This window comes from Acinetobacter sp. ABJ_C1_1, from assembly GCF_044684115.1.
Taxonomy (GTDB): domain Bacteria; phylum Pseudomonadota; class Gammaproteobacteria; order Pseudomonadales; family Moraxellaceae; genus Acinetobacter; species Acinetobacter nosocomialis_A.
In genome coordinates, this window is sequence record NZ_JBITPU010000003.1 from 133,363 (window position 1) to 154,438 (window position 21,076).

Here is a 21,076-nt window from a genome sequence, read left to right on the forward strand (position 1 = left end):
TTTCCTTAGAACATGCCCGCTAAGCCAGGAGGTAAACCCATGCCAGAGTTAGCTTTTTGCATTTTTTCTTCAGAAACTACTTCTGCTTGACGTACAGCATCATTAACAGCAGCTGCGATTAAGTCTTCAATCATATCTGGTTCATCTTGAAGCAATTCTGGATTAATTTCGATACGTTTTACGATATAACGACCAGTCATGGTTACTTTAACTAAACCACCACCCGCTTCAGCGTGTACTTCAGTTTGAGCAAGCTCTTCTTTGGCCTTTTTTATATTTGATTCCATATCTTTTTGCATGCGCTGCGCTTGCTGCATGAGCATATTGATATTCATAAACCTAACTCCGTATCTCTACCAAATATAATTGATAGTCACATAACACTTCAGAACTTAAACTCTTTTAGTCCCTCAACCCATCATAAAGAGCATTGAGGTCATTACGTTTAAATCAAAATTAATCTGTAATTCTGACACAATAAATTAATGTTTTCTATTGGTATCTATGAAACTATTTTCGCTAACTCATAAGTTTAAAGCTTTCTCTGAAAAACTTTTCACTCTTAGAACCAGTTCTAAAATTTAAGTGCAACTATTGTGAGGCTTGAAGGTTTTTATTATCCGGTTTGTATTCATTTAAAGGCATTTTCTGAAAAGAGGCATTTGCCTTTTCTATGGAATGATCTGCATCTTCAACTGATTTGTTCGCATCATTAATTAACAATACAGTTTCGCTAATCTGAGTCGGTTCGTCTTTTTGGGCAAATACTCTGTATCCAACCAAACCAATTGCCCCTATAGCGACTAATATAATTATAGGTTTAAGCATGGTTCAAAAACTCACTTTGTTATTTTTATTAAATTTAGAACTTTTATACGTTGTGATTTTAGAGTCATTTATAACAAAATGTAGTCTTTTTATTTCTTTCGTTGTGTGTGAGTAACAGCATCATTAATAAAAAACCACACTAAAATAAGTGTGGTTTAATCTTAAATATATAAATTAATTAAATTAAATCCAATCCACGTGAGATATCACCAATAATATCGTTAATATCTTCTAAACCAACTGAAACACGGATTAAACCTTCTTGAATTCCTGCTGCTTGTTTGGCTTCAGCAGAAAGTTTGCCGTGTGTTGTTGTCGCAGGATGGGTAATTGTTGACTTCACATCACCTAAATTACCAGTAATTGAAATAAATTTGGTGTTATCAATCACCTTCCAAGCACCTTCACGTTCGCCTTTAACAACGAAAGAAACAATCCCACCAAAACCATTTTGCTGTTTTGCAGCAAGTTCGTGTCCTTCATGAGTTGGTAGGCCTGCGTAGTAAACTTTTTCTACTTTGTCATGGGTAGATAACCATTCGGCAAGAATTTGAGCACTCTCACAGTGTGCTTTCATACGTAAGCGTAAAGTTTCTAGACCTTTTAAGAAAACCCATGCATTAAACGGACTCATTGATGGCCCAAGTGTACGGACGACACCAAAAACTTCTTCTAACAACTGATGATTACCGACAACAGCACCGCCTAATGCTCGCCCTTGTCCATCTAAATATTTAGTTGCCGAGTAAATTACAAGGTCTGCCCCAAATTTTAAGGGTTGCTGCAAAACAGGTGTACAGAAACTGTTATCAACCGCAAGTAATGCACCATTCGCATGCGCAATATCTGCAAGTGCTTGAATATCTGCAATCTCAGCTAAAGGATTCGATGGTGACTCAACAAATAAAAGTTTAGTTTCTGGACGTACCGCGTTTTTCCAATCGTCCAAATCACATAAATCAACAAATGTAATGTCTACACCAAACTTGGCAATATATTTCTCAAACAAAGCGACAACTGAACCAAAAACTGCTCTTGAGCAAATAACATGATCACCTGCTTTTAAATATGCCATAGCAACTGACAAAATTGCGCCCATTCCAGAACTTGTCGCAACAGCACGTTCAGCACCGTCTAAAGCTGCTAAGCGTTTCTCGAACATCGATACAGTCGGATTGGTAAAACGTGAATAGATATTTCCTTGAACTTGACCAGAAAATTTTGCAGCCGCTTCAGCAGCGTTTTCATACACAAAAGATGAAGTCAAAAAAATCGGTTCGCCATGCTCACCTTCAAAACTACGAGTATGTCCGGTACGAATGGCTAAAGTATCAAGTTGGTATTCTAAATCATCAGACTGGTTCATTAAATGTTCGCCTTTACTGGTCATGTACTAAAAAACTATCATCATTTTGAGTGTCTAAGGTATTTAAGGTCAAGGTAAACCTGAAAATTATCGCTTAGACTTTATTTAATTTTAGTAAATAGTTGGCAAAGTAAGATGAAACGCTTAAAGTCCATTGCCTCTGAGCAAAGTCAAATCAAACACCTCTCTACTCGACTATTTCAACCAGAAACACTGGTGTTGTCACAAAGCACACCTTATGATGTCATCGGTCAATTTAATGAAACTCGTATTCGTTACTATGCGGCTGCTCAAAAGCGTTTTAAAGAACCATTAGTATTTGTTGCACCTCTAGCAATTAATATGGCGATCTATGATTTATATCCTTATCGTTCTCTTATTAAGCACTTCCAAAATACGGGATTTGACGTATACCTTGTCGATTGGGGTCGTTTAGGGTTTAAAGATAGACATCTTAACTTTTTATCATTTATTGAAGATTTTATTCCTAAAGCTATAGAGCTTGTCCGCACTCATTCAGGAAGTGATCAAATTTCTCTACATGGGTGGAGTATGGCGGGTATATTCGTTACTTTATATACAGCGCATAACCATCCAAATTATGTCAAAAACCTTATAGTGTTAGGCAGTCCAATTGATAGCTATGCTTCTGGTTATATCGGAAAACTCTACCGAACCATAAATAATGTTATTGGTCGTAATAAAAAACTTCAGGCACGTATCTACTCAGGTTTACCAAAGCGTTTGATTCATACTCCCGGTATTTTAAATTCTCTAGGATTTAAAATTCTTGACCCTAAAGGCTGGTTCGAGGGTCATATTCAATTACTTAGAAACCTTGATGATCTGCAGTTTGTACAAGAACATGCCACATTAAGTAGTTTTTTAAACAATATGATTGATTATCCTGGTGGTATTAATCAGGACATGTTATTCAACGTATGGCTACAAAATCCGTTGAAGCAAGGTTCTATTCTATTAAAAGATAAAAAAATCGAGTTAAAAAATATCGATTGTTCTCTTTTAGTTGGCGCTGGTCGTAGCGATCAATTGGTTACGGCGGATGCTGCTCAACCATTAAGCGAATTAACCAGCAGCAAAGATGTGACGTTTACGCTTATTCCTGGTGGGCATTTGGGACTCATGTCAAGCCAAGCAAGTGCTCAGGAATTCTGGCCAAAGCTAGCAGCATGGCTAAGTGATCGTTCAACAAAAGTTTAAATATAGATATGAAAAGCCCTTCAAGTAAGGGCTTTTATTTAACGTTTTCTATGAAATTCACTTCATGAGATGAAGCACAAATGACAATTTCATCGCCAAGAGACCACTCAGCAGCTCGGGCCGCCATTGCTGCTGGTACTTCTTCTGAGCCGGGTCCTGCGGGTACATTATAAGTTGCATGTGCATCATGAGGTAAAAGCACCCCATAACCTAACTCTAGTGCAGCACGAGCAGTAGCCGCTACACACATTTCGGATAGTACCCCACAAATTACAAAGGTTTGTACTCTGCTTTCATTTAGAATTTGCTGAAGTGGCGTACCATCAAACCCATTGTCATTGACTTTTCTTAATACAATCTCACTTTCTTGAGGAGGAAAAAATAGTTCCCATCCCCATTGAAATGGTTCATCTACAGTATCTAAAGCACCGTCATTTTGCAGAAAAATGACAGGTGCCCGAGCTAAGCGCGCCTTCGAAAGTAAAATATTAATTGAAGAAAGAAGTTGCTCTGCGGCTGGAACAGCCTCATTGCCTAATACAAAAGCCTTTTGCACATCTACTACAATTAATGCATTAACCGAACTATTCTGGATTAAAATCTTTATCTCCTATCGACTTCAATAGCCCATTTCACATAACTTTTATAATGATATGAGCATTTTATTTCATTGGATTCAAAGTTTTAAAACTTTTTCGTATTTAATAATTTACAAACTAAAATTAAACTAGAAGGGTATCTTTTTAAATACAAAGTACCCTACCTTACTTTCGAAACTTCCGTCTTTTTGAATATTAAAATATTTTTTGACTACATCTGATGCATTCTCTTGTAGATACTTAAGCGTTTTTATCTGATCTTCAGGAGTTTTCATACGCTGTACCCAACTATCAAAATCTAGCATGAGTGATTGTTTATCTAAGGCAGTTAATTCAAAACCAGCATCTTCTATAAAGTAAACCCATTCTTTAATACTGTAATTTCTTACATGACTTGGGTCCCGAATCACCTCTATAGTCTGTAAAAACGTGTCTAAAATGGGAAAACTTGAGCTGATAATATCAACAAAAATAACAGTACCATTTGGTTTTAAAACACGGTTTATTTCTTTCATGGCCGTTGGTACATGCTGCCAGTGATGAGCAGAATATCGGCTGATTACCACATCAAACTGTTCGTCAGTAAAAGGCATATCTTCAGCTACGCCCTGTTGTACGAAAATATTTTTTATTTTCCGAGCATTGGCAGCTTTTGAAACAGTATCAAGCATTTCATGAGATAAATCATAAGCAAAAACCAGATCGGCATGGTGAGCAACGTTATAAGCCACATGACCACCACCACAGCCTAAATCTAAAACCACAGCATTTGAATATTTCTCAATCTCTTTAATAAACTTATCAAACTCAACTCCTTCAGAGTGAGCTGTGCTATTCAAATAACTTAAAGACTTATTTTGGTACTGTTTTAAATTTATCTCATGTTGATTCAACATGGCTTATTCCTCTTCTTCGATGAGCTAACCATAAAAGAAAAAGTAGATAAAAAATAATGATTAGTTTTTAAATAATTAATAAAATAAAGTTATAGCTTAGTCACTTATGCAGTTATAGAAATGACACAATAAGGTTTAAAAGTTTTTCTATATATTTGTTATTTATAATTTTAAATATAGAAAACCACCTCTCGGTGGTTTCTACAAATAAAAGGCGAAGTTCATATTTAAAATTTACTTTGCCATAAATTTGATGTTGAACTTTCTTACCTGTTTTCTTACATCAGGATTAGAAGGTAAAACAAAAGGACTTGCACGCCATATTGCTTTTTCAATACTCGATTTAAACTTTGGATCTTCTTTATCTAGAAAAATAATTTGCTCAATCTCACCACTATCATTTAAAAAGACTTTAACGCTGGCACTCATGCCTACTGAAGACGGTGGAATATCCCAAATTTTAAATATCTTTTTTTGATATTGTTGCTTATATTTTTCAGCCTCTAAAATAATTTTATCATCGTTACTTTTAGTCGTTGATAATATCTTCGAGTTAATTGCACACCCAGTTAATAACAATATATAAGTTAAAATAATGACTCTTTTCATTTATAAAACCAATTTTTTCAATGATTAAAATTTAACATTTTATCGTTTAAAAAACCACCTAACTGATGGTTTTATACTTAGTAGCTATTACTAAATACAATCTTAGTAAATTTTAAATTTCTGCTAATTTACTGGATTATTTAGTTTAACTATTCAATTTTAATTTTAAGTATTGACTTAAAATGATATTTTATAACGTGAATTAATATTTGAATGCTCCGGCATATCAGCAATATCCTGCTCAGTAAAAATTCCATGCTCAAGTACTTTCGTACCATTAAATGCAGTATTGACTGGGGTAATTGGTGACTTGCTAATATAATTTTCATCAGCTTTTTCCGTCAGTGACGCACAACCTTCTAGCCCAAACCCAGCAATAACGACAAATAATAATTTCTTCATTTGGCTCACCTGTTGTTATAAAAATCAAACAATCTAACAAATTATGCTTTGATTGTCACATATTTAAAACGATTAATCTCAGGTTGAACCTTTAACAAATCTTAATGAAATGTAAACTAATTTGCATAAAATGTTAAATTGTGTAAAATACCTAAATAATTTAACGATATGTTTTAACTCATGATCTTTCTACTTTTTTTATTTTTATTGTTTACATTCGTGCTTCTTTTAAATGTTCATTACAAACAATAGGAGCATCGGATTAGCCTTTCATCTAGGGTGTCCAACTATTTTTTTAAAAATAATAAGCTTTTACAGGCACAATAAATTAATTCTCGTAATCTACAATTTTATAAAAATAAAAAAGCCCGCTTTGTAAGCAGGCTTTACCCTTTTGATTTTTTGCGCTGATCATTCAGGACTTTTTGCTGTTTGTGACAGCGCTCGGATATTACACTTATACTTAAAGATTAAAAAGACTAATCTTTTTTAAACTGATGTACTTACTTATCAAGTTCTATAGGATCACCATCTTCTGGACGAATATGTCGTGTGCCATCATCAGCTGGGTCAACACTAGATCCATCCTTAGTGATCGAGTTATACATTTCATCCTCTTTTTTATCATCTGTGAATTCTTCATCTTCAAAATCAAGAGGCTCGTCATCATCTTCAAAATTTAAAGGCTTTTCTTCATCTATCATGTGAACCATCCTTTTTAAGTTATGTGATTTTATGCTCAATTAAATGTCAGATATATTCAACAGTGAACACACATCATTTATGTAACGAACACTTAAGAAGTATTAAAAGATATAAAATTTAAAAGTTGTTATTCAAAGTACTTTAAGAATTCCTCAATAACAGGCAAATGATCAAAACTTTTATGAGCATTAGCTAACACCACCCATTCATGTTTTGAGTCTATACAAAAATTAAGCTTTAAGTCCGGATTAAATGATTGTTCCAAAAGTCCTAATGGTATCCATATATAGTTTGTACCATTAATTTTATTAGGTACTGGCGAACCACACTGATTACAAAACGACGAGGTAAAACCAGTCTCCTTTTTATAGGTAGCGACATATTCACTTCCAGCCAACCAGTTAAATTGGCTTTCTTTCACCAAAGTAGCAGCATTCGCTCCCGTACCTGTTTGTTTTCGGCATAAACTGCAATGACAGTGATAAACCGTTTTTATTTCACGGCATATAGAAAACTTTACTTGATTACATAAACAAGAACCGATGTTACTCATATAATGTATTTAATTCATCACTATGAAATTTCAATAATGACGTTAAATATTTATTATGTATATATTTTTATTGTTTAATATAAAATAAGATCTAAGCATTTGATTTAAAATAAATTTAAAAAAAGATATTGATATGTAAAGCTTTTTTGTATTATAAGATCAAATATGATTTTTAATAACACTTGAGTAATTAATAGTCATTGAAATATTGGGAATAAACCTTATATTGAGTACAGGTTCATACCTTTAACTGAGGAAAAGCTCATGAATAAATTATTAGTTGCAGTATTCACTGGAATGGTAACCCTTGCCGGTTTCAGTGCTCAAGCTGCAACACCTGAGCAAGAATGTCAAAAATTGCAAGATGATTACAATTTGATTTATGCATCAAAAGGCTTTTGTTTTAAAGACCAAGATGCTAAAGAAAAATATGGTAATGAAAACTGTCATACGACTAAGCCAAAATTCTCTGATAAAGAGCAGCAACGTCTAGACGCAATTAAAGAACGTCAAAAAGAATTGAAGTGTAAATAGTATTTAAAGGAATAATACATGGCATATGATGATCAAAATATCTTCGCAAAAATTTTACGTGGTGAACTTCCAGCGATAAAACTCTATGAAGATGATCAAGTTCTAGCTTTTATGGATATTATGCCCCAAGCCGATGGTCATGCATTAGTTATTCCAAAAACTCCTGCAGTAACTTTACTTGATTTACCGCCTGAAGCGGCAGCCTATACCATTCAGATCGTGCAAAAAATTGCGAAAGCAATGGAAACTGCGCTGAATCTTGATGGAATTGTACTCATGCAATTATCAGGTGCTGCTGCTGGACAAACTGTCCCTCATGTTCATTTTCACCTAATTCCGACTAATGTTCACCAACTTGGTAAACATGCTGCGCAATTAGGCGATCAAGATAAAATCAAGGCTTTAGCTGAAAAAATTAAAGCAGCTCTTTGATTTAACGACTTAAAAGCGGAGCTTCGGCTCCGCTTTTTTATTTAAAAAGTGTAATAAAATCAAAAGAAAAATAAAATATTTCTAATTTTTAATTGTCATAAAACTGTCATTTCCTCTTCACTCCACTGTCACAAAGTTTACAGATACTTCTTAGCAAGTTGGTGAGCTTATGTAACTTTTTGTACACAAGTCAACTACAAAATAATTAGTTAACAGGCATGTGCCATTTTTAAAATACTTTTTGGAGAAATCTCAATGAAGAAATTGCTACTCGCTGCCGCAGTTGCAACTTTGAGCGTAAACGCGGTGCAAGCAGCGCCAACTTTGTATGGCAAACTGAATGTTTCTATTAACCAAGTTGACAATAAAAATTTCGATGGGAAAAGTGACGTTACTGAAATTAACTCAAACGCTTCTCGCATTGGGGTGAAAGGCGAAGAAAAATTAACTGATAAGCTATCTGCTGTTTATTTAGCTGAGTGGGCAATCTCTACTGATGGTTCAGGTTCTGATAGTGATCTTAGCGCTCGTAACCGTTATATCGGTTTAAAAACTGATGGTGTTGGTACATTAAAAGTAGGTAAATACGATTCTTACTTTAAAACTGCTGCTGGTAACAACCAAGATATCTTTAATGACGATACACGTTTAGATATTACTAATATCATGTATGGTGAAAACCGTTTAGATAACGTAATTGGTTTTGAATTAGATCCTAAATTATTAGCTGGTATAACTTTCAACATCATGGCTCAAACTGGTGAAAGTACTAGTGATAATAAACCAGGTGAAACTGGTAAAGACAGCAAAAATAATAGTTTTGATTCTGTATCAACTGCGCTTGGTTATGAAAACAAAGACCTTGGCTTAGCAATTGCTGCTGCAGGTGACTTTGGTATTAAAGGTAAATATGCGGCTTATGGTCTGAAAGATATTTATACAGATGCTTACCGCGTAACAGGCTCTTATGACATCGCAAAAACAGGTCTAGTAATTGGCGCTTTATGGCAACATGCTGAACCTACTGATGAATTGACTGCATATGGTCAAACATACAAAGCAGATGGATCAGTTGACAAGGCTGGTAAAGCTTACCGTGATTTACAAGAAGAAGCTTATTCAATCACAGCTGCTTATAAAATCCCGAATACTAAACTTAAAGTGAAAGCAGAATATTCTTCTGCTGAAACACAAGTAAGTGGTTTAGCAGATCGCAAAATTGACTTGTACGGTGTAGGTCTTGATTATCAAATCAACAAACAAGCTCGTTTCTACGGTATTGTTGCTCAACAAAAACGTGACTGGTTGAGTGATAACGACAAACAAACTGTTGTAGGTACTGGTATCGAATATAACTTCTAATCAGTTACATTCAGTTCAGATATAAAATAAAAGGGCTTCTGCCCTTTTATTTTATTGTTCCGACTAAAAAAGCCGATATGAAAATTATCGGCTTTTTTAAAATTTATATCTTATTTTAAGAAACCACTTACTAGATTCATCACATTTTGAATGTCTTGATTAGCTTCCTGGTGATCTGTACTGTCACCCTGAGGTGTTAAAGAATCAATAACCTGCGGTAAGACAGAAGCAATCGCACCATAAACTTGTTCTTTTGGCGCTTGAGCCTGCTGGGCAACTTGTTCAATATCTGCTGGGTTAAATAAGTTTTGTAATTGTTGAGTTGGAACTTCACTATTACTTTGATTTGGGTCAACCCAACTTTGAACTTGACTGCCTAAACCAGCTCCTTTTAACTTTTCTAAAGCAGCCTGTAAACCACCTTGTTGCTGCACCCAACCTAAGATTAAAGGTACAACTGCAATTAATAAACTTTGTACGCCACCACCTGCTTGAGGCGCATTGTTGTTACCAGTCACTTGTCCCAATACAGAACCTAATACTCCACCCAGACCGCCTTGAGCACTAGAAGAATTATTACCACCCATTTGTCCTAATACAGAACCTAAAATACCGCCTAAACCACCTTGGCCTGATGCTTGCTGGTTCCCATCTAAAGCTTGTTGAGCCAAAACTTCTACAATGTTGCTTAAATTTGTCATGTGTAACTCTTATGTATGGTTTATACATGAGCATACGCGTTTTTCTGTTAAGACAGCAAAAGCGAAATTGTTAAATTTTGAAAGAGATTTAGTGGCCTTTTACCAGCGGAATTTATTCCAATTTTCCGGGTTTGCCCAAAACTTTGAGTTAAACCAGTCTGGAACATGTTTATAGGTCAAAATGTTAAATTGCCATAAAGCGAAATCACTATCATGTGAAGTTTTATCAATGAGTTGCGTGAAACCTAAAGAACGTAATAATTGTTCATCACTGCGTTTGCTGACTACAACAATTCGTTTTGCTAATAAATCTCTTAACTTTACTAATAATTGTGATTTTTGCACATCGCTAATGTTTTGCATTTCATCTGTATCAAACAATACAAAACCCAAATCATAACGCTGAGTAAAAGGCAGACTTAAAAGCTCAGTTACGGTAAAATAGTGCCATTGAATTGCGTTATTCTGGTCAATTTTCTGGCCAATACAAAGTGCAGTATGAATGGGCTGTTCGTTTGATAAATCGTCTAGCATAGAAGTGATGACATTTTGTTCAGCCATAACTGCAACCCTTAATTGAAAGATGTGAGTTTAAACTTTATGGAACTACAAGGCATTTGCCATAAAATGCATGCAGGCCTAAAAGATGCTAGTGTAACTGATCAACAGACAACCAAGGCAAATGTTGAATACAAATTTGTATTAGACCGTTCAGAAATTGATCTTCCTTTTAATTTAGGACAAGAACTAGAAATCGAATGGACAGGTAATATTTATTGCACATCTTGTGGCACCAAAACACCGAAGTCTTATTCTCAAGGTCACTGCTTTAAATGTTTTAAAACAAAAGCTGAATGTGACCTTTGCATTATGAAACCTGAAACATGCCACTACCACTTAGGTACATGTCGTGAAGATGACTTTGCCCATAATGTGTGTTTCCAACCTCATATTGTATATTTGGCAAACTCAAGTGCTCTAAAAGTAGGTATTACTCGTGTTAGTCATATGCCAAGTCGTTGGTTAGATCAGGGTGCAACTCAAGCCTTACCTATTTTAAAGGTTGGATCACGCCGTTTATCTGGTCAGCTTGAAACCATGTTTGGTTCTTTAATTGCTGATAAAACTGACTGGCGTAAACTCCTAAAGGGTGAAGCTGAACCTTTAAATATGGTTGAACAGCGTGATCAGTTAATTGAAGAATTTGCACCTAAAATTCAATCTATTCGTGAAGAATTTAGTCAAAACCTTGAATTTAACGAAACGGTTGAACTACTAGAAAATGAATTGCCACGTGAGTTTGTTTATCCAGTTGAACAATATCCTGAAAAAATTAAATCTTTAAACCTAGATAAAACACCAAAAATTCGTGGTGTATTACAGGGTATTAAAGGCCAATATTTAATTTTTGATATTGGTGTTATCAATATCCGTAAATATACAGGTTACGAGCTGATCGTACGTGCATAAGTGAAATTTTAAAGCCCCTAAAATGGGGCTTTTTAATCAATGTACTTAAGATAATCTGTTTCTAAATAGCCAAGCTGCCAAAGGTAAAGTGACCAGTCCAAGTATAATCATTGGAATAAAGTTGAATTTGACTTGTGCAAAGCTTGCTCCCTCCAAATAAACCCGTTGTACCAAGTTAATTCCAAACCTTAATGGATTTGCGTACGTTGCTATTTGCAATGCTTCCGGCATGTTTTCTACAGGAGTTAATAAACCTGAAAGCAACATCAAAGGCATAATCAATAAAAAAGTAAAAAGCATGGCTTGTTGCATATTTAAAGACAATGCTGAAATAGATAAACCCACCCCAACTACAGCAATATTAAAACTCAATAAACCAAAATAAAGCAGCCCAATAGAGCCATTCATAGGAATTTTAAACCAGAACAAAATAATCAATAAAATAATACTTGACTGCATCAAGCCTACAAAAATTGGCGGTAAGGCTTTACCAATCATAATTTGTAATGGTGTATACGGTGTCACTAATAACTGATCAAATGTACCTTGCTCACGTTCACGCGCAACTGATAAAGCGGATAAAAGTAATGTTTGCATCATACTTAATGCTGCAATTAATGAAGGCATGAGGCTCCATCGCGACTCTTGATTTGGGTTGTACCATGTTCTTGTTTCAAGGCTAATCGGCAAAGCTGAGTTAAATTTTTGCTGATTAAACTGACCAATTATCTTATTTAGATATGAACCAGCTACAACAGCAGTTGATGAGTTCCTGCCATCAACAATCACCTGTATAGATGAACTTTGGTTGTTATTTAATTTGTCTTCAAAGTCGGATGGTATCGTAATTACAACCAGTGCCTGACGATTATCAATAACTTGTTTGATTTGATCGGTATATTCAAGTGTTGCAACACGCTTAAAAATACCAGAGCCATCTAATTTTGAGATGAGTTCATGTGAGATCTGCCCATTGCTCTGATCTAAAATTGCATAATCCACATGGTTAACATCATAAGTAGCAGCATAACCAAACAAAAGTGCCTGCATCAGTGCGGGTACAAATAGAATGACTCTATTTGCAGGGTCACTAAAAATGGTTAAGAATTCTTTTTTGACCAAAAAACTTAAATGTTTTAGCCAAATGATTAGTTGCTGCCACATAACTTTATCTCAACCGTTTTTTCAGTGAAAAGTTCACAGCACATATCAAAACAACGATATATCCCAACAGAAAACCGCACTCTTTGAACCATAACTTCCAATCATCACCTCCCATAAATAAGGTTTTAATTAAAATCATAAAATGTGTAGCTGGTAGTAACTGGCTAATAATTTGCACCACTAAAGGCAAGTTGCGTGTATCAAAAACAAACCCAGAAAGCATCAGCGCGGGCATAAAACTTGCCAATAAGGCAATTTGACTCGCCTGAAACTGACTTTGAGCAAAGCCTGATATAGTTAAACCAAGTAATAAAGAAACAACTAAATAGAGAAATGAAGCAGACAAAATTGAGAATAATGAACCGCGCATAGGCACTTCAAAAATAAAATATGCAGCAACAAGACAGATCATGATATCGATCATGCCGACCACCACATAGGGAATGAGTTTTGCTAATACAATTTCAAATGGCCGTACAGGCGTAACAAATAAAGCCTCTAGAGTTCCCCGTTCCCTTTCACGGGCAATAAGCAACCCCGTTAAAAATGCGCCAATTAAAGTTAAAATAAGTACCATTAAGCCAGGGACTAAAAACCAAGTGCTGTTTCCAGATTCGTTAAACCATATTCGTTGTTCAATATTAACGGCGCTTGATGTTGCTAACATTGGGCTACGGTCAAACTGTATAGACGGTGCGGTAGCTAAAGCACCTGCAACATAACCTTCTAAGGCTGTTGCTATGGTGGTGGATGTCCCATTTAATAATAGTTGAACCTTGGCATTCCCTTGCTGTGCCTGACTGGCAAAATCTGAAGGAAAATGCAAAATGGCATCAATTTCTCCATCTCGAATGGCCTGCTCTGCTTCAGGCAAATTATGAAACTCTTGACTTGTTAAATATCGTGAGCCATTTAAACCAGCTAAAGCCTGATTGATCTGCGGTGAAGACTGATCAACAACAACGCCGACTCGGGCCTGATTTAAGTCAAAAGAAAGTCCATAACCAAACAGTAGAATTAAAATAACAGGCAAAACCAGACCAATCCCGAGGCTACTTTTATCACGAATGAGCTGCTTAGTTTCTTTACGAACTAATGCTGTCAGCCGATTCCAAAATCCAAAGCTCATTGTAGACCTCCTAACCAGCGTGCCTTAACGCGCGTGCTTGTTCCACAATTGCTATAAAAGCCTCATTCATGTCAGCAATATGTTTATCTTTACTTGCCAATTTACGGACTTGTTGGGGAGACCCTAAGACCAATAACTTTCCGGCATCTTGTATGGCAATGCGGTCACAATATTCTGCCTCCTCCATAAAATGCGTCGTAATAATGATGGTAATGCCCTGATTTGCCAGTTCACCAATGCTGTACCAAAATGATCGCCGTGCAAGTGGGTCAATTCCGCTCGTGGGTTCGTCTAAAAATAAAATTTCTGGTTCATGTAATAGAGCTGCAGCCATAGATAGGCGTTGTTTATAACCACCCGGTAAATCACCACTTTTACTATGAGGTTTTAAATCGTATTGCTGTAATGCTTTATCAATTTGTTGATTTAGTTTTTTGCCTGATACCCCATAAGCTCCACCAAAAAACTTCAAGTTTTCTAAGACAGTTAAATTGCTATACAGTGCAAATTTTTGAGAGACATACCCTACTTTGGCTCTTGCCTCAGCACGAGCTGTCCGTAAATTTTTACCAGCAACTTCTAGATAACCACTACTTGCTGGTAGTAACCCACATAACATTCGAAATGTTGTCGTTTTACCCGCGCCATTGGGCCCAAGTAATCCAAATATTTCACCACGTTGTACAGTAAATGAAGTATTGGCAACGGCAGTAAAATCTCCAAAAGTTCGGACTAAATCCTTAACTACAATGATAGGTTGCTCTGATTTCAAATTATTGTTTTGTTCTAATTGAAAAGCTTGCTCAGAAATAGATATAGGTTTTGATTGCTTTTGAGTCTGCTGTAACAACAGCATAAATGCATCTTCAAGTTCTGCTAGTCGCACATTGGCTCTTAGCCCTTCAGGTAAAGTATTAGCTGATAGCTCTTTTTGGCGACTAATAAAGTTCACTTGTTCACCCTTTGGAACAGCATCAATAATCTCTATATGGTTATCAAGTAACTGGGCTTGTAATGTCCGAGCCTTAATCTGCTCTGAAGGTTTAATATTCCATGTTTGTCCACATGCTATTTCTTTTAATTGTTCAGGTGAACCTTGTTTTAAAATTTTGCCCTCATGCATGATATAGACTTGAGCACATTTTTCTGCTTCATCCATATAAGCAGTACTTATAATTACGCTTAAGTTTTCTTCCTGAACAAGCTGTTCAATAATGATCCATAAATCCCGTCTTGATAAAGGGTCCACCCCAACACTAGGCTCATCAAGTAACAGTAACTTTGGGGAACGAACTAAAGTACATGCTAGCCCTAGTTTTTGTTTCATCCCGCCGGAAAGTTGGCCTGCTAGACGTTGAGTAAACTGAGTAAGATCCGTTATGTCCAATAACCGCTTAAACCTTTGCGCCCGTACATCCTTTGGAACGCCATGTAAGTCGGCATATAAATCTAAATTTTCCTGTACGCTTAAATCTTCATAGAGTCCAAAGCGTTGTGGCATATAACTAATGCGGTCTTGTACAGCTTGTGGATTTTTACTCACATCAATTCCAAGTACATTTAATGAACCAGAAGTGGCTTTATATAGTCCTGCAATTAATCTTAATAAAGTTGTTTTCCCCGAACCATCTGGACCTACCAAAGCAGTAAGCTCTCCTTTGTTAATTTGCATATTCAAATCAACAATTGCCGTAATTTCTGCTGTCTTTTTACTCTCAGCCTTAAAAGTCATGAACAAATTTTTAACTTGAACCACTGCTTTTTCATCAGTCATGAGCTTTCTCACCTGAAGCAAGTGGCACTTTTACAGTCACAGGTTGCCCCATTTTCAATTGATCATTCGGATCATTTACATAGACCCTAATCTCATAAACCAGTGTTGTTCTAATCTCTTCAGTTTGTACTGTTTTCGGCGTGAACTCAGCTACTGAAGATATATAGCCAATTTTTCCATTGATAGGTTGATTGGGATCAGAATCACGAATAACTTGGGCCGTACCGCCCATCTTGATAGAACTTAAATCTTGTTCGTTTACATACACACGAATCCATTTTGGGTCGGTCAAAGCCAATGTATAAACGGCCTTTTGTGCAGTTGTCATATCGCCAACTTCTTGTAACCGAGCTCGTACCACTGCATTTACAGGAGACTTTAGTTTAGCTTGAGTAAGGTTATAGTTAATTAGATCTAAATTAGCTTTGGTTACTTCATACTGTGCTTTGGTCGCTTCACGATCTTCTTGTCTGGCACCTTTAATGATCAATTCTAAATTGGCCTGTCTTTCACGGACCGCTGCCTCGGCACTATCTTTATTACTTTTGGAATAGTCTAGCTCTTGTTGGCTAATTGCCCGACCATCCGTACTACTTACCAAAGTTTGTAAGCGTTGCAAATTTTTGTTGGTCTTATCAAGTTCAGCTTGGGCAGATGCAAGTTGTGCTTTTGCTTGAGTAATTTCTTCAGGACGAGCTCCTACGTCTTGTTTAACAATTGCCTCTTGTTGAGCTTTAAGTTGTGCTTGAGCTTGCTTTGCCTGAATGTGTAATGCATTGGTATTAAGGATCGCCAGTACTTGACCTGCTTGAACTTTATCGCCCTCTTGAACTAAAAGTTTCTCTATACGGCCAGCCTGTTCAAATGCAAGTGAAACTTGGCGAATATCAACATTTCCATATAAAGTTAATACATTATCTTTTTGATTCTTATTATTATATTTCCATGTCCAAAAGCCGACGATAACCACAGCTATAACAACCAAGACGATGGCAATTACTTTTTTATTCATCTTATTGGCCTTCTTATTAAATTCAAATTTTATTAGTTTAAATTCAATTTAAATTTAAATTACTCCAATCTTTGAATAAAAGATATACTTTTATGGTGAATAAAAATTAGGTTTAAATATGTCCAGATCTAGACGAAGTGATGGTGACTTAACCAAGTCCAAAATTATTGAGGCAGCAGGACCTTTAATTGCCCAATATGGTTTTGCAAAGACAGCGAACAAAACAATTGCTAACGCTGCGAATGTCGATTTGGCTGCAATTAATTATCACTTCGATGGTCGAGATGGACTATATCAAGCCGTTTTAGTGGAAGCTCACGCTCACTATCTAGATGAAAAATATTTACTAGAACTTGTTGAAAGCACTCAGTCACCAGAAGAAAAGCTAAGCTTATTACTTGAGACCTTGCTGCATAAATTAACCGAAAAAGATGTTTGGCATGGCAAAGTCTTTATTCGTGAACTCTTTTCACCTTCTGAGCATTTATTAAATTTTATTGAACTTGCAGGTATGAGGAAATTTTTTCTTATTCGTAGGCTCATTAGTCAAGTTGCTGGTTTAGATGAAAATGATCCAGCTGTTTTGCCTTGTATTTTAAGCGTGATGACACCTTGCATGATGCTCATTATTGCAGGGCCAAATGCTCAAGCACCTGAGCCGCTTAAAAATATTGCTCAGATGCCATTACACGATTTAGTTGAACATTTTAAGAAATTTTCTTTAGCTGGCTTAAAAGCAATTAGCCAACCAAATCTTACAAATTAGCGATTTAAACATTGCAAAATGGCTTGTACAGGATCTTCTGTATTTCCAGAAATAAGCTGTTTATGCATGGTTAAATGTTGCATCACTTGAATTTGGGCTGTTTCAACATTCATTAGTTTTTCTATTTCAGCTGCTAAATTTTCTGGTGTTGCATCAGCTTGTATCAACTCTTCAATGACTTTCTTACCTGCAATAATATTAGGCAAAGAATAGTAAGGAATTTTCACTAAAAGCTTAGCAATTATATAGGTCAACCAATGCAATTTATAGAAAGTAACCATTGGTCTATGCATGAGCATAGCTTCTAATGTCGCCGTTCCAGAAGCTAACGCGATAATATCACTTGCATTCATGACCATACGGCCAATTTTAGATTCACTATCAGTATTTTCTAAAATATGAATGCAGGCCTTTAAATGAGGTGCTAATTGTTCAACACCCTGCTCAATCTGTTGCTTACGGGCATCATTAATTGCTGGAATTAAAAATTGGATGTCTGGATATTTTGTATGCAAAATATTAGCAGCACCCAGCAGCATAGGAAGGAGTCGCTCTACTTCACCTTTTCGACTACCTGGTAACAAAGCAATATGCTTCTGATTTTCATTAAGACCTAATTGCTGCTTAGCAATTTGAATTGGGTTCTCAAGTGGCAATTGTTTAGCTAGCGGATGTCCTACAAATGCTGCTGGAACTTCGTATCGTTCATAGAAAACTTTTTCAAAAGGAAATAAGCAAAGTACTAAATCTATGCTCTGCTTAATGCCATGAACACGCCCTTGGCGCCACGCCCAAACAGACGGACTGACATATTGAACTGTTTTTATTGGAAGACTCTTTTCTTTAATACTTTTCGAAAGTCTAAGATTAAAATCTGGTGCATCAATACCAATAAATATATCAACTGGATGCTGAGTCCATTGGTTAATTAAACCATCTCGAACGGCGAATAGCTTTTTTAAGTCTTTTAAAACCTCAACAATCCCCATCACAGACAGAGTTTCCATTGAGTAATAACTGTTAAAACCTTCAGTAATCATTTGGGGTCCACCGATTCCCTCAAATTCAGCATCGATTCCTTGCTCCCGGAAGCTACGCATGAGTTTCACACCCAGTGTATCTCCAGAAACTTCCCCAACTACAATGCCTATTTTAAGTTTTCGATTTGCCAAGGCGAGTTACCCAAAAATTTGAAATAATGCATTCTAGCATAGAGGCTTATTAATCTTGAACTTGCTAAATACATATGGCTAAAGCCAGTGAATGCACACCACAATCTAAAATTACATTCATGCCCTATCTTTTAATCTAAATTAACAATGTGATTTGAATTGTAGCTTACATTTACAAACAATAAAATAAATGAGAATTATTTACATTATCTTTACTATTATGACCTTTCCACCTCGACCATTTAAACTTTCTGTAATCGCCTGCGCGATTTGTTATGTAAATCTCACTTATGCTCAAGACGCAGATATACAAGCTTTGCAGACGATTCAAGTTAAAGCGACAAGTACAGAACAATCTTCTGAACAAACCAAAGCATATAATGTTAAAAACTCGAGTAGCGCAACCAAGCTTAATATTGAGGCTAAAGAAACTCCTCAAACTATTAATGTCGTTACTCGTCAACAAATTGAAGACTTTGGTCTTACTAGCACCCGAGATGTTCTAAACAATACACCCGGAGTCACAGTAACCAATCAGGAAACAGAGCGAACTACTTATATGGCTCGCGGTTTTGAGATTTCAAATATATTGACTGACGGCGTAGGTTTCCCCCTCTCAGGTTATAACTATAACAATACCAATCCTGATACTTATTTTTATGATCGTGTAGAAGTCGTTAAAGGTGCTGACTCTTTAACGAACGCATTTGGTGACCCAAGTGCAACAATCAATAATATTAGAAAGCGTCCAACTCAAGAATTTCAAGCAAGCGGCGGTATAAGTTATGGGTCTTGGGATACTCAGCGTTATGAAGCAGATGTATCTGGCTCAATTCTACCGAGTGGAAAAGTCCGTGGCCGCATTATGGGCTATGAGCAAACTGGTGATTCTTACCTTGACCGATATTCTTCAGAGAAAAATGGTTTCGCTGGTATTGTGGAAGCTGATTTAACAGATACCACGTTACTTACCGTAGGTTATAGCCAAGAAAAAAATAAACCGAATGCAAACAACTGGGGTGCTCTACCCTTACTGGGTGCTAACGGCAAACAAATTTCATATGACCGCTCATATAACCCAAACCCTGACTGGGCACATTGGGATAATGAAACACAAAATGCTTTTGTTGAATTAAAACAGAAAATTAATGATCAATGGGCAGCTAAGCTGACTTATAACTATCTTGATAGTAAACATAATAGTCGCCTTCTTTATTATTATGGTTATCCAAAAGCTGATGGTTCAGGAGTGTCTTTGACACCATGGGGTGGTCAAGAGCATCAAGAACAACATGCTGTAGATTTTAACCTTGAGGGAACTTATAAGCTCTTTAACCAAGAGCATGAAGCAACTTTAGGCTATAACTATGTACGTAGTCGTCAGCACGATAAACAATCTACAGGAACAATTAACGACAGTAATGTTATCAATTCGACCACTACAAACTGGGCCAGCTGGACGCCTCAATCTATAACGTGGTCAGATTTCACGGAAGCCGCGAACTATACGCAAAATATAGATTCAGTCTATGCTGCTACACGTTTACATCTTAATGAAGATTTAAAACTTTTACTTGGTGCAAACTATGTGAGAGCCGAGAGTAAGGGCGAAAGCTATGGTTCACCCATGGCATATAGTGAGAGTAAAGTTTCACCCTATGCTGGCTTAACCTATAACTTTACGCCTGAATATACAGGTTATATGAGTTATACCTCAATTTTCCGTCCACAAACTGGTATTGATCAAGATACCAACCAGGCTTTAAAACCTGTTGAGGGTAAAAGCTATGAAATGGGCGTAAAAAGCTCGTGGTTAGATGACCGTTTAACCGGCACCCTTTCAGTATTTAAAACCGAACAAAACAATTACCCACTACGTAACTCGGACGGAAATCCACTTAATCGAAAAGTACCAACCAGTGATTTAGAGTCACAAGGTGTAGAAGTCGGCTTATCTGGTCAAATCACTGATAACGTCAATCTTGCTTTTGGTTATGCTCAATTTAGTATTAAAGATATTAAAAATGGTGGTGAAGCGAGAACGTATAATCCGAACCAAACCCTTAACTTGCTGACGACCTATACACCATCAGTTTTACCTAAGCTAAAAGTTGGTGCAGGCTTACAATGGCAAGACGCCGTGAAACTGTATGACTCGATAGCAAACAGCACCATTAAACAAGATTCTTATGCTTTGGTGAATTTAATGGCGAGCTATGAAGTGAATGACCACATTACGCTTCAAGCCAACGGTAATAATATTTTCGATAAGAAATATTTATATAGTTTCCCTAATGGTCAAGGCTTTTATGGACCCTCAGCTAACTATACAGTTGCTGTAAAGTTTAAATATTAATCGCACAGCCAACTCCAGTTTAGGC

23 protein-coding genes are annotated in these 21,076 nt (G+C 36.3%); 7 read left to right on the forward strand and 16 right to left on the reverse strand.

The features are described from left to right. Window positions 1-5 precede the first annotated feature (5 nt). The 3 genes from ACG59Z_RS06365 to ACG59Z_RS06375 form a co-directional block, all read right to left on the reverse strand. Window positions 6-335, reverse strand: coding sequence for a YbaB/EbfC family nucleoid-associated protein (locus tag ACG59Z_RS06365; RefSeq protein WP_001024697.1), 330 nt, complete (start codon window positions 333-335; stop codon window positions 6-8). A 256-nt stretch (window positions 336-591) separates the two neighbouring features. Beyond that, a complete protein-coding gene (locus ACG59Z_RS06370; protein WP_004887361.1) occupies window positions 592-828 on the reverse strand; it encodes a hypothetical protein in 237 nt (78 codons plus the stop codon). A gap of 178 nt (window positions 829-1,006) precedes the next feature. Beyond that, window positions 1,007-2,194 (reverse strand): O-succinylhomoserine sulfhydrylase, encoded by a 1,188-nt coding sequence (locus ACG59Z_RS06375; RefSeq protein ID WP_025465269.1) that lies wholly within the window; start codon window positions 2,192-2,194, stop codon window positions 1,007-1,009. A gap of 135 nt (window positions 2,195-2,329) precedes the next feature. Between ACG59Z_RS06375 and ACG59Z_RS06380 the strand changes: the two genes are divergently transcribed. Continuing rightward, window positions 2,330-3,415, forward strand: coding sequence for an alpha/beta fold hydrolase (locus ACG59Z_RS06380; RefSeq protein ID WP_400198482.1), 1,086 nt, complete (start codon window positions 2,330-2,332; stop codon window positions 3,413-3,415). A gap of 34 nt (window positions 3,416-3,449) precedes the next feature. Here the strand turns inward: ACG59Z_RS06380 and ACG59Z_RS06385 are convergent, their stop codons facing one another. The 6 genes from ACG59Z_RS06385 to ACG59Z_RS06410 all read right to left on the reverse strand — a co-directional run bounded on the left by ACG59Z_RS06385 (window position 3,450) and on the right by ACG59Z_RS06410 (window position 7,179). Continuing rightward, window positions 3,450-4,022 (reverse strand): isochorismatase family protein, encoded by a 573-nt coding sequence (locus ACG59Z_RS06385; protein ID WP_400198626.1) that lies wholly within the window; start codon window positions 4,020-4,022, stop codon window positions 3,450-3,452. 120 nt (window positions 4,023-4,142) lie between these two features. Next, window positions 4,143-4,910, reverse strand: a complete 768-nt coding sequence (locus ACG59Z_RS06390; RefSeq protein ID WP_400198483.1) for a class I SAM-dependent methyltransferase — start codon at window positions 4,908-4,910, stop codon at window positions 4,143-4,145. A gap of 234 nt (window positions 4,911-5,144) precedes the next feature. Further along, window positions 5,145-5,519, reverse strand: coding sequence for a cell envelope integrity protein TolA (locus ACG59Z_RS06395; protein ID WP_400198485.1), 375 nt, complete (start codon window positions 5,517-5,519; stop codon window positions 5,145-5,147). Window positions 5,520-5,696: 177 nt separating this feature from the next. Next, entirely contained in the window at window positions 5,697-5,921 is a 225-nt protein-coding gene (locus tag ACG59Z_RS06400) for a hypothetical protein (protein WP_348887710.1), read from the reverse strand. Between the two features lie 503 nt (window positions 5,922-6,424). Continuing rightward, window positions 6,425-6,625: a hypothetical protein gene (locus ACG59Z_RS06405; protein ID WP_400198486.1), complete on the reverse strand. Its 201-nt coding sequence runs from the start codon at window positions 6,623-6,625 to the stop codon at window positions 6,425-6,427. A 128-nt stretch (window positions 6,626-6,753) separates the two neighbouring features. Then, on the reverse strand, window positions 6,754-7,179 hold the full coding sequence (locus ACG59Z_RS06410) for a GFA family protein (protein WP_400198488.1): 426 nt from the start codon (window positions 7,177-7,179) through the stop codon (window positions 6,754-6,756). Between the two features lie 264 nt (window positions 7,180-7,443). Here ACG59Z_RS06410 and ACG59Z_RS06415 point away from each other — a divergent pair, with 264 nt between their 5' ends. From ACG59Z_RS06415 to ACG59Z_RS06425, 3 genes are all read left to right on the forward strand, one after another. Then, window positions 7,444-7,713 (forward strand): YARHG domain-containing protein, encoded by a 270-nt coding sequence (locus ACG59Z_RS06415; RefSeq protein ID WP_002049864.1) that lies wholly within the window; start codon window positions 7,444-7,446, stop codon window positions 7,711-7,713. A gap of 18 nt (window positions 7,714-7,731) precedes the next feature. Further along, entirely contained in the window at window positions 7,732-8,145 is a 414-nt protein-coding gene (locus tag ACG59Z_RS06420) for an HIT family protein (protein ID WP_000312749.1), read from the forward strand. A 255-nt stretch (window positions 8,146-8,400) separates the two neighbouring features. Then, window positions 8,401-9,507 carry a porin gene (locus ACG59Z_RS06425; RefSeq protein ID WP_311071229.1) on the forward strand — a complete coding sequence of 369 codons (1,107 nt, stop codon included), beginning with the start codon at window positions 8,401-8,403 and terminating at the stop codon, window positions 9,505-9,507. A 110-nt stretch (window positions 9,508-9,617) separates the two neighbouring features. Here the strand turns inward: ACG59Z_RS06425 and ACG59Z_RS06430 are convergent, their stop codons facing one another. Then, on the reverse strand, window positions 9,618-10,208 hold the full coding sequence (locus tag ACG59Z_RS06430) for a YidB family protein (protein ID WP_400198491.1): 591 nt from the start codon (window positions 10,206-10,208) through the stop codon (window positions 9,618-9,620). A 99-nt stretch (window positions 10,209-10,307) separates the two neighbouring features. Beyond that, the gene (locus ACG59Z_RS06435) at window positions 10,308-10,769 is read right to left on the reverse strand and encodes a DUF6231 family protein (protein WP_005069394.1); all 462 of its coding nucleotides are present in this window, start codon (window positions 10,767-10,769) and stop codon (window positions 10,308-10,310) included. A gap of 39 nt (window positions 10,770-10,808) precedes the next feature. On the opposite strand from ACG59Z_RS06435, the gene ACG59Z_RS06440 reads away from it, so the two are divergent. Further along, the gene (locus ACG59Z_RS06440) at window positions 10,809-11,678 is read left to right on the forward strand and encodes a DUF2797 domain-containing protein (protein ID WP_396463235.1); all 870 of its coding nucleotides are present in this window, start codon (window positions 10,809-10,811) and stop codon (window positions 11,676-11,678) included. Between the two features lie 45 nt (window positions 11,679-11,723). On the opposite strand, the gene ACG59Z_RS06445 is transcribed toward ACG59Z_RS06440, so the two are convergent. Genes ACG59Z_RS06445 through ACG59Z_RS06460 form a run of 4 tightly spaced genes read right to left on the reverse strand, consistent with a single transcriptional unit; the run spans window position 11,724 to window position 16,757 of the window. Continuing rightward, complete coding sequence (locus tag ACG59Z_RS06445; protein WP_400198493.1) at window positions 11,724-12,842, reverse strand: ABC transporter permease; 1,119 nt, start codon at window positions 12,840-12,842, stop codon at window positions 11,724-11,726. Window positions 12,843-12,846: 4 nt separating this feature from the next. Further along, window positions 12,847-13,971 carry an ABC transporter permease gene (locus ACG59Z_RS06450; RefSeq protein ID WP_400198495.1) on the reverse strand — a complete coding sequence of 375 codons (1,125 nt, stop codon included), beginning with the start codon at window positions 13,969-13,971 and terminating at the stop codon, window positions 12,847-12,849. A 10-nt stretch (window positions 13,972-13,981) separates the two neighbouring features. Then, complete coding sequence (locus tag ACG59Z_RS06455; RefSeq protein ID WP_400198497.1) at window positions 13,982-15,745, reverse strand: ATP-binding cassette domain-containing protein; 1,764 nt, start codon at window positions 15,743-15,745, stop codon at window positions 13,982-13,984. Beyond that, window positions 15,738-16,757 (reverse strand): HlyD family efflux transporter periplasmic adaptor subunit, encoded by a 1,020-nt coding sequence (locus tag ACG59Z_RS06460; RefSeq protein WP_400198499.1) that lies wholly within the window; start codon window positions 16,755-16,757, stop codon window positions 15,738-15,740. The genes ACG59Z_RS06455 and ACG59Z_RS06460 overlap by 8 nt, the downstream gene beginning before the upstream one ends. Before the next feature lie 118 nt (window positions 16,758-16,875). On the opposite strand from ACG59Z_RS06460, the gene ACG59Z_RS06465 reads away from it, so the two are divergent. Further along, the gene (locus ACG59Z_RS06465) at window positions 16,876-17,523 is read left to right on the forward strand and encodes a CerR family C-terminal domain-containing protein (protein ID WP_400198500.1); all 648 of its coding nucleotides are present in this window, start codon (window positions 16,876-16,878) and stop codon (window positions 17,521-17,523) included. Here the strand turns inward: ACG59Z_RS06465 and lpxB are convergent. After that, on the reverse strand, window positions 17,520-18,695 hold the full coding sequence (gene lpxB / locus ACG59Z_RS06470) for a lipid-A-disaccharide synthase (RefSeq protein WP_400198502.1): 1,176 nt from the start codon (window positions 18,693-18,695) through the stop codon (window positions 17,520-17,522). The two genes, ACG59Z_RS06465 and lpxB, sit on opposite strands and share 4 nt — an antisense overlap. Window positions 18,696-18,915: 220 nt before the next feature. On the opposite strand from lpxB, the gene ACG59Z_RS06475 reads away from it, so the two are divergent. Beyond that, window positions 18,916-21,051, forward strand: coding sequence for a TonB-dependent siderophore receptor (locus tag ACG59Z_RS06475; protein WP_400198504.1), 2,136 nt, complete (start codon window positions 18,916-18,918; stop codon window positions 21,049-21,051). Window positions 21,052-21,076: the final 25 nt, after the last annotated feature.

Bases quoted from the DNA above. Each gene is read 5' to 3' on its own strand.
- ACG59Z_RS06365 (WP_001024697.1), bottom strand. From the start codon at position 335: ATGAATATCAATATGCTCATGCAGCAAGCGCAGCGCATGCAAAAAGAT.
- ACG59Z_RS06370 (WP_004887361.1), bottom strand. From the start codon at position 828: ATGCTTAAACCTATAATTATATTAGTCGCTATAGGGGCAATTGGTTTG.
- ACG59Z_RS06375 (WP_025465269.1), bottom strand. From the start codon at position 2,194: ATGAACCAGTCTGATGATTTAGAATACCAACTTGATACTTTAGCCATT.
- ACG59Z_RS06380 (WP_400198482.1), top strand. From the start codon at position 2,330: ATGAAACGCTTAAAGTCCATTGCCTCTGAGCAAAGTCAAATCAAACAC.
- ACG59Z_RS06390 (WP_400198483.1), bottom strand. From the start codon at position 4,910: ATGTTGAATCAACATGAGATAAATTTAAAACAGTACCAAAATAAGTCT.
- ACG59Z_RS06395 (WP_400198485.1), bottom strand. From the start codon at position 5,519: ATGAAAAGAGTCATTATTTTAACTTATATATTGTTATTAACTGGGTGT.
- ACG59Z_RS06400 (WP_348887710.1), bottom strand. From the start codon at position 5,921: ATGAAGAAATTATTATTTGTCGTTATTGCTGGGTTTGGGCTAGAAGGT.
- ACG59Z_RS06405 (WP_400198486.1), bottom strand. From the start codon at position 6,625: ATGATAGATGAAGAAAAGCCTTTAAATTTTGAAGATGATGACGAGCCT.
- ACG59Z_RS06410 (WP_400198488.1), bottom strand. From the start codon at position 7,179: ATGAGTAACATCGGTTCTTGTTTATGTAATCAAGTAAAGTTTTCTATA.
- ACG59Z_RS06415 (WP_002049864.1), top strand. From the start codon at position 7,444: ATGAATAAATTATTAGTTGCAGTATTCACTGGAATGGTAACCCTTGCC.
- ACG59Z_RS06420 (WP_000312749.1), top strand. From the start codon at position 7,732: ATGGCATATGATGATCAAAATATCTTCGCAAAAATTTTACGTGGTGAA.
- ACG59Z_RS06425 (WP_311071229.1), top strand. From the start codon at position 8,401: ATGAAGAAATTGCTACTCGCTGCCGCAGTTGCAACTTTGAGCGTAAAC.
- ACG59Z_RS06430 (WP_400198491.1), bottom strand. From the start codon at position 10,208: ATGACAAATTTAAGCAACATTGTAGAAGTTTTGGCTCAACAAGCTTTA.
- ACG59Z_RS06435 (WP_005069394.1), bottom strand. From the start codon at position 10,769: ATGGCTGAACAAAATGTCATCACTTCTATGCTAGACGATTTATCAAAC.
- ACG59Z_RS06440 (WP_396463235.1), top strand. From the start codon at position 10,809: ATGGAACTACAAGGCATTTGCCATAAAATGCATGCAGGCCTAAAAGAT.
- ACG59Z_RS06445 (WP_400198493.1), bottom strand. From the start codon at position 12,842: ATGTGGCAGCAACTAATCATTTGGCTAAAACATTTAAGTTTTTTGGTC.
- ACG59Z_RS06450 (WP_400198495.1), bottom strand. From the start codon at position 13,971: ATGAGCTTTGGATTTTGGAATCGGCTGACAGCATTAGTTCGTAAAGAA.
- ACG59Z_RS06455 (WP_400198497.1), bottom strand. From the start codon at position 15,745: ATGACTGATGAAAAAGCAGTGGTTCAAGTTAAAAATTTGTTCATGACT.
- ACG59Z_RS06460 (WP_400198499.1), bottom strand. From the start codon at position 16,757: ATGAATAAAAAAGTAATTGCCATCGTCTTGGTTGTTATAGCTGTGGTT.
- ACG59Z_RS06465 (WP_400198500.1), top strand. From the start codon at position 16,876: ATGTCCAGATCTAGACGAAGTGATGGTGACTTAACCAAGTCCAAAATT.
- ACG59Z_RS06475 (WP_400198504.1), top strand. From the start codon at position 18,916: ATGACCTTTCCACCTCGACCATTTAAACTTTCTGTAATCGCCTGCGCG.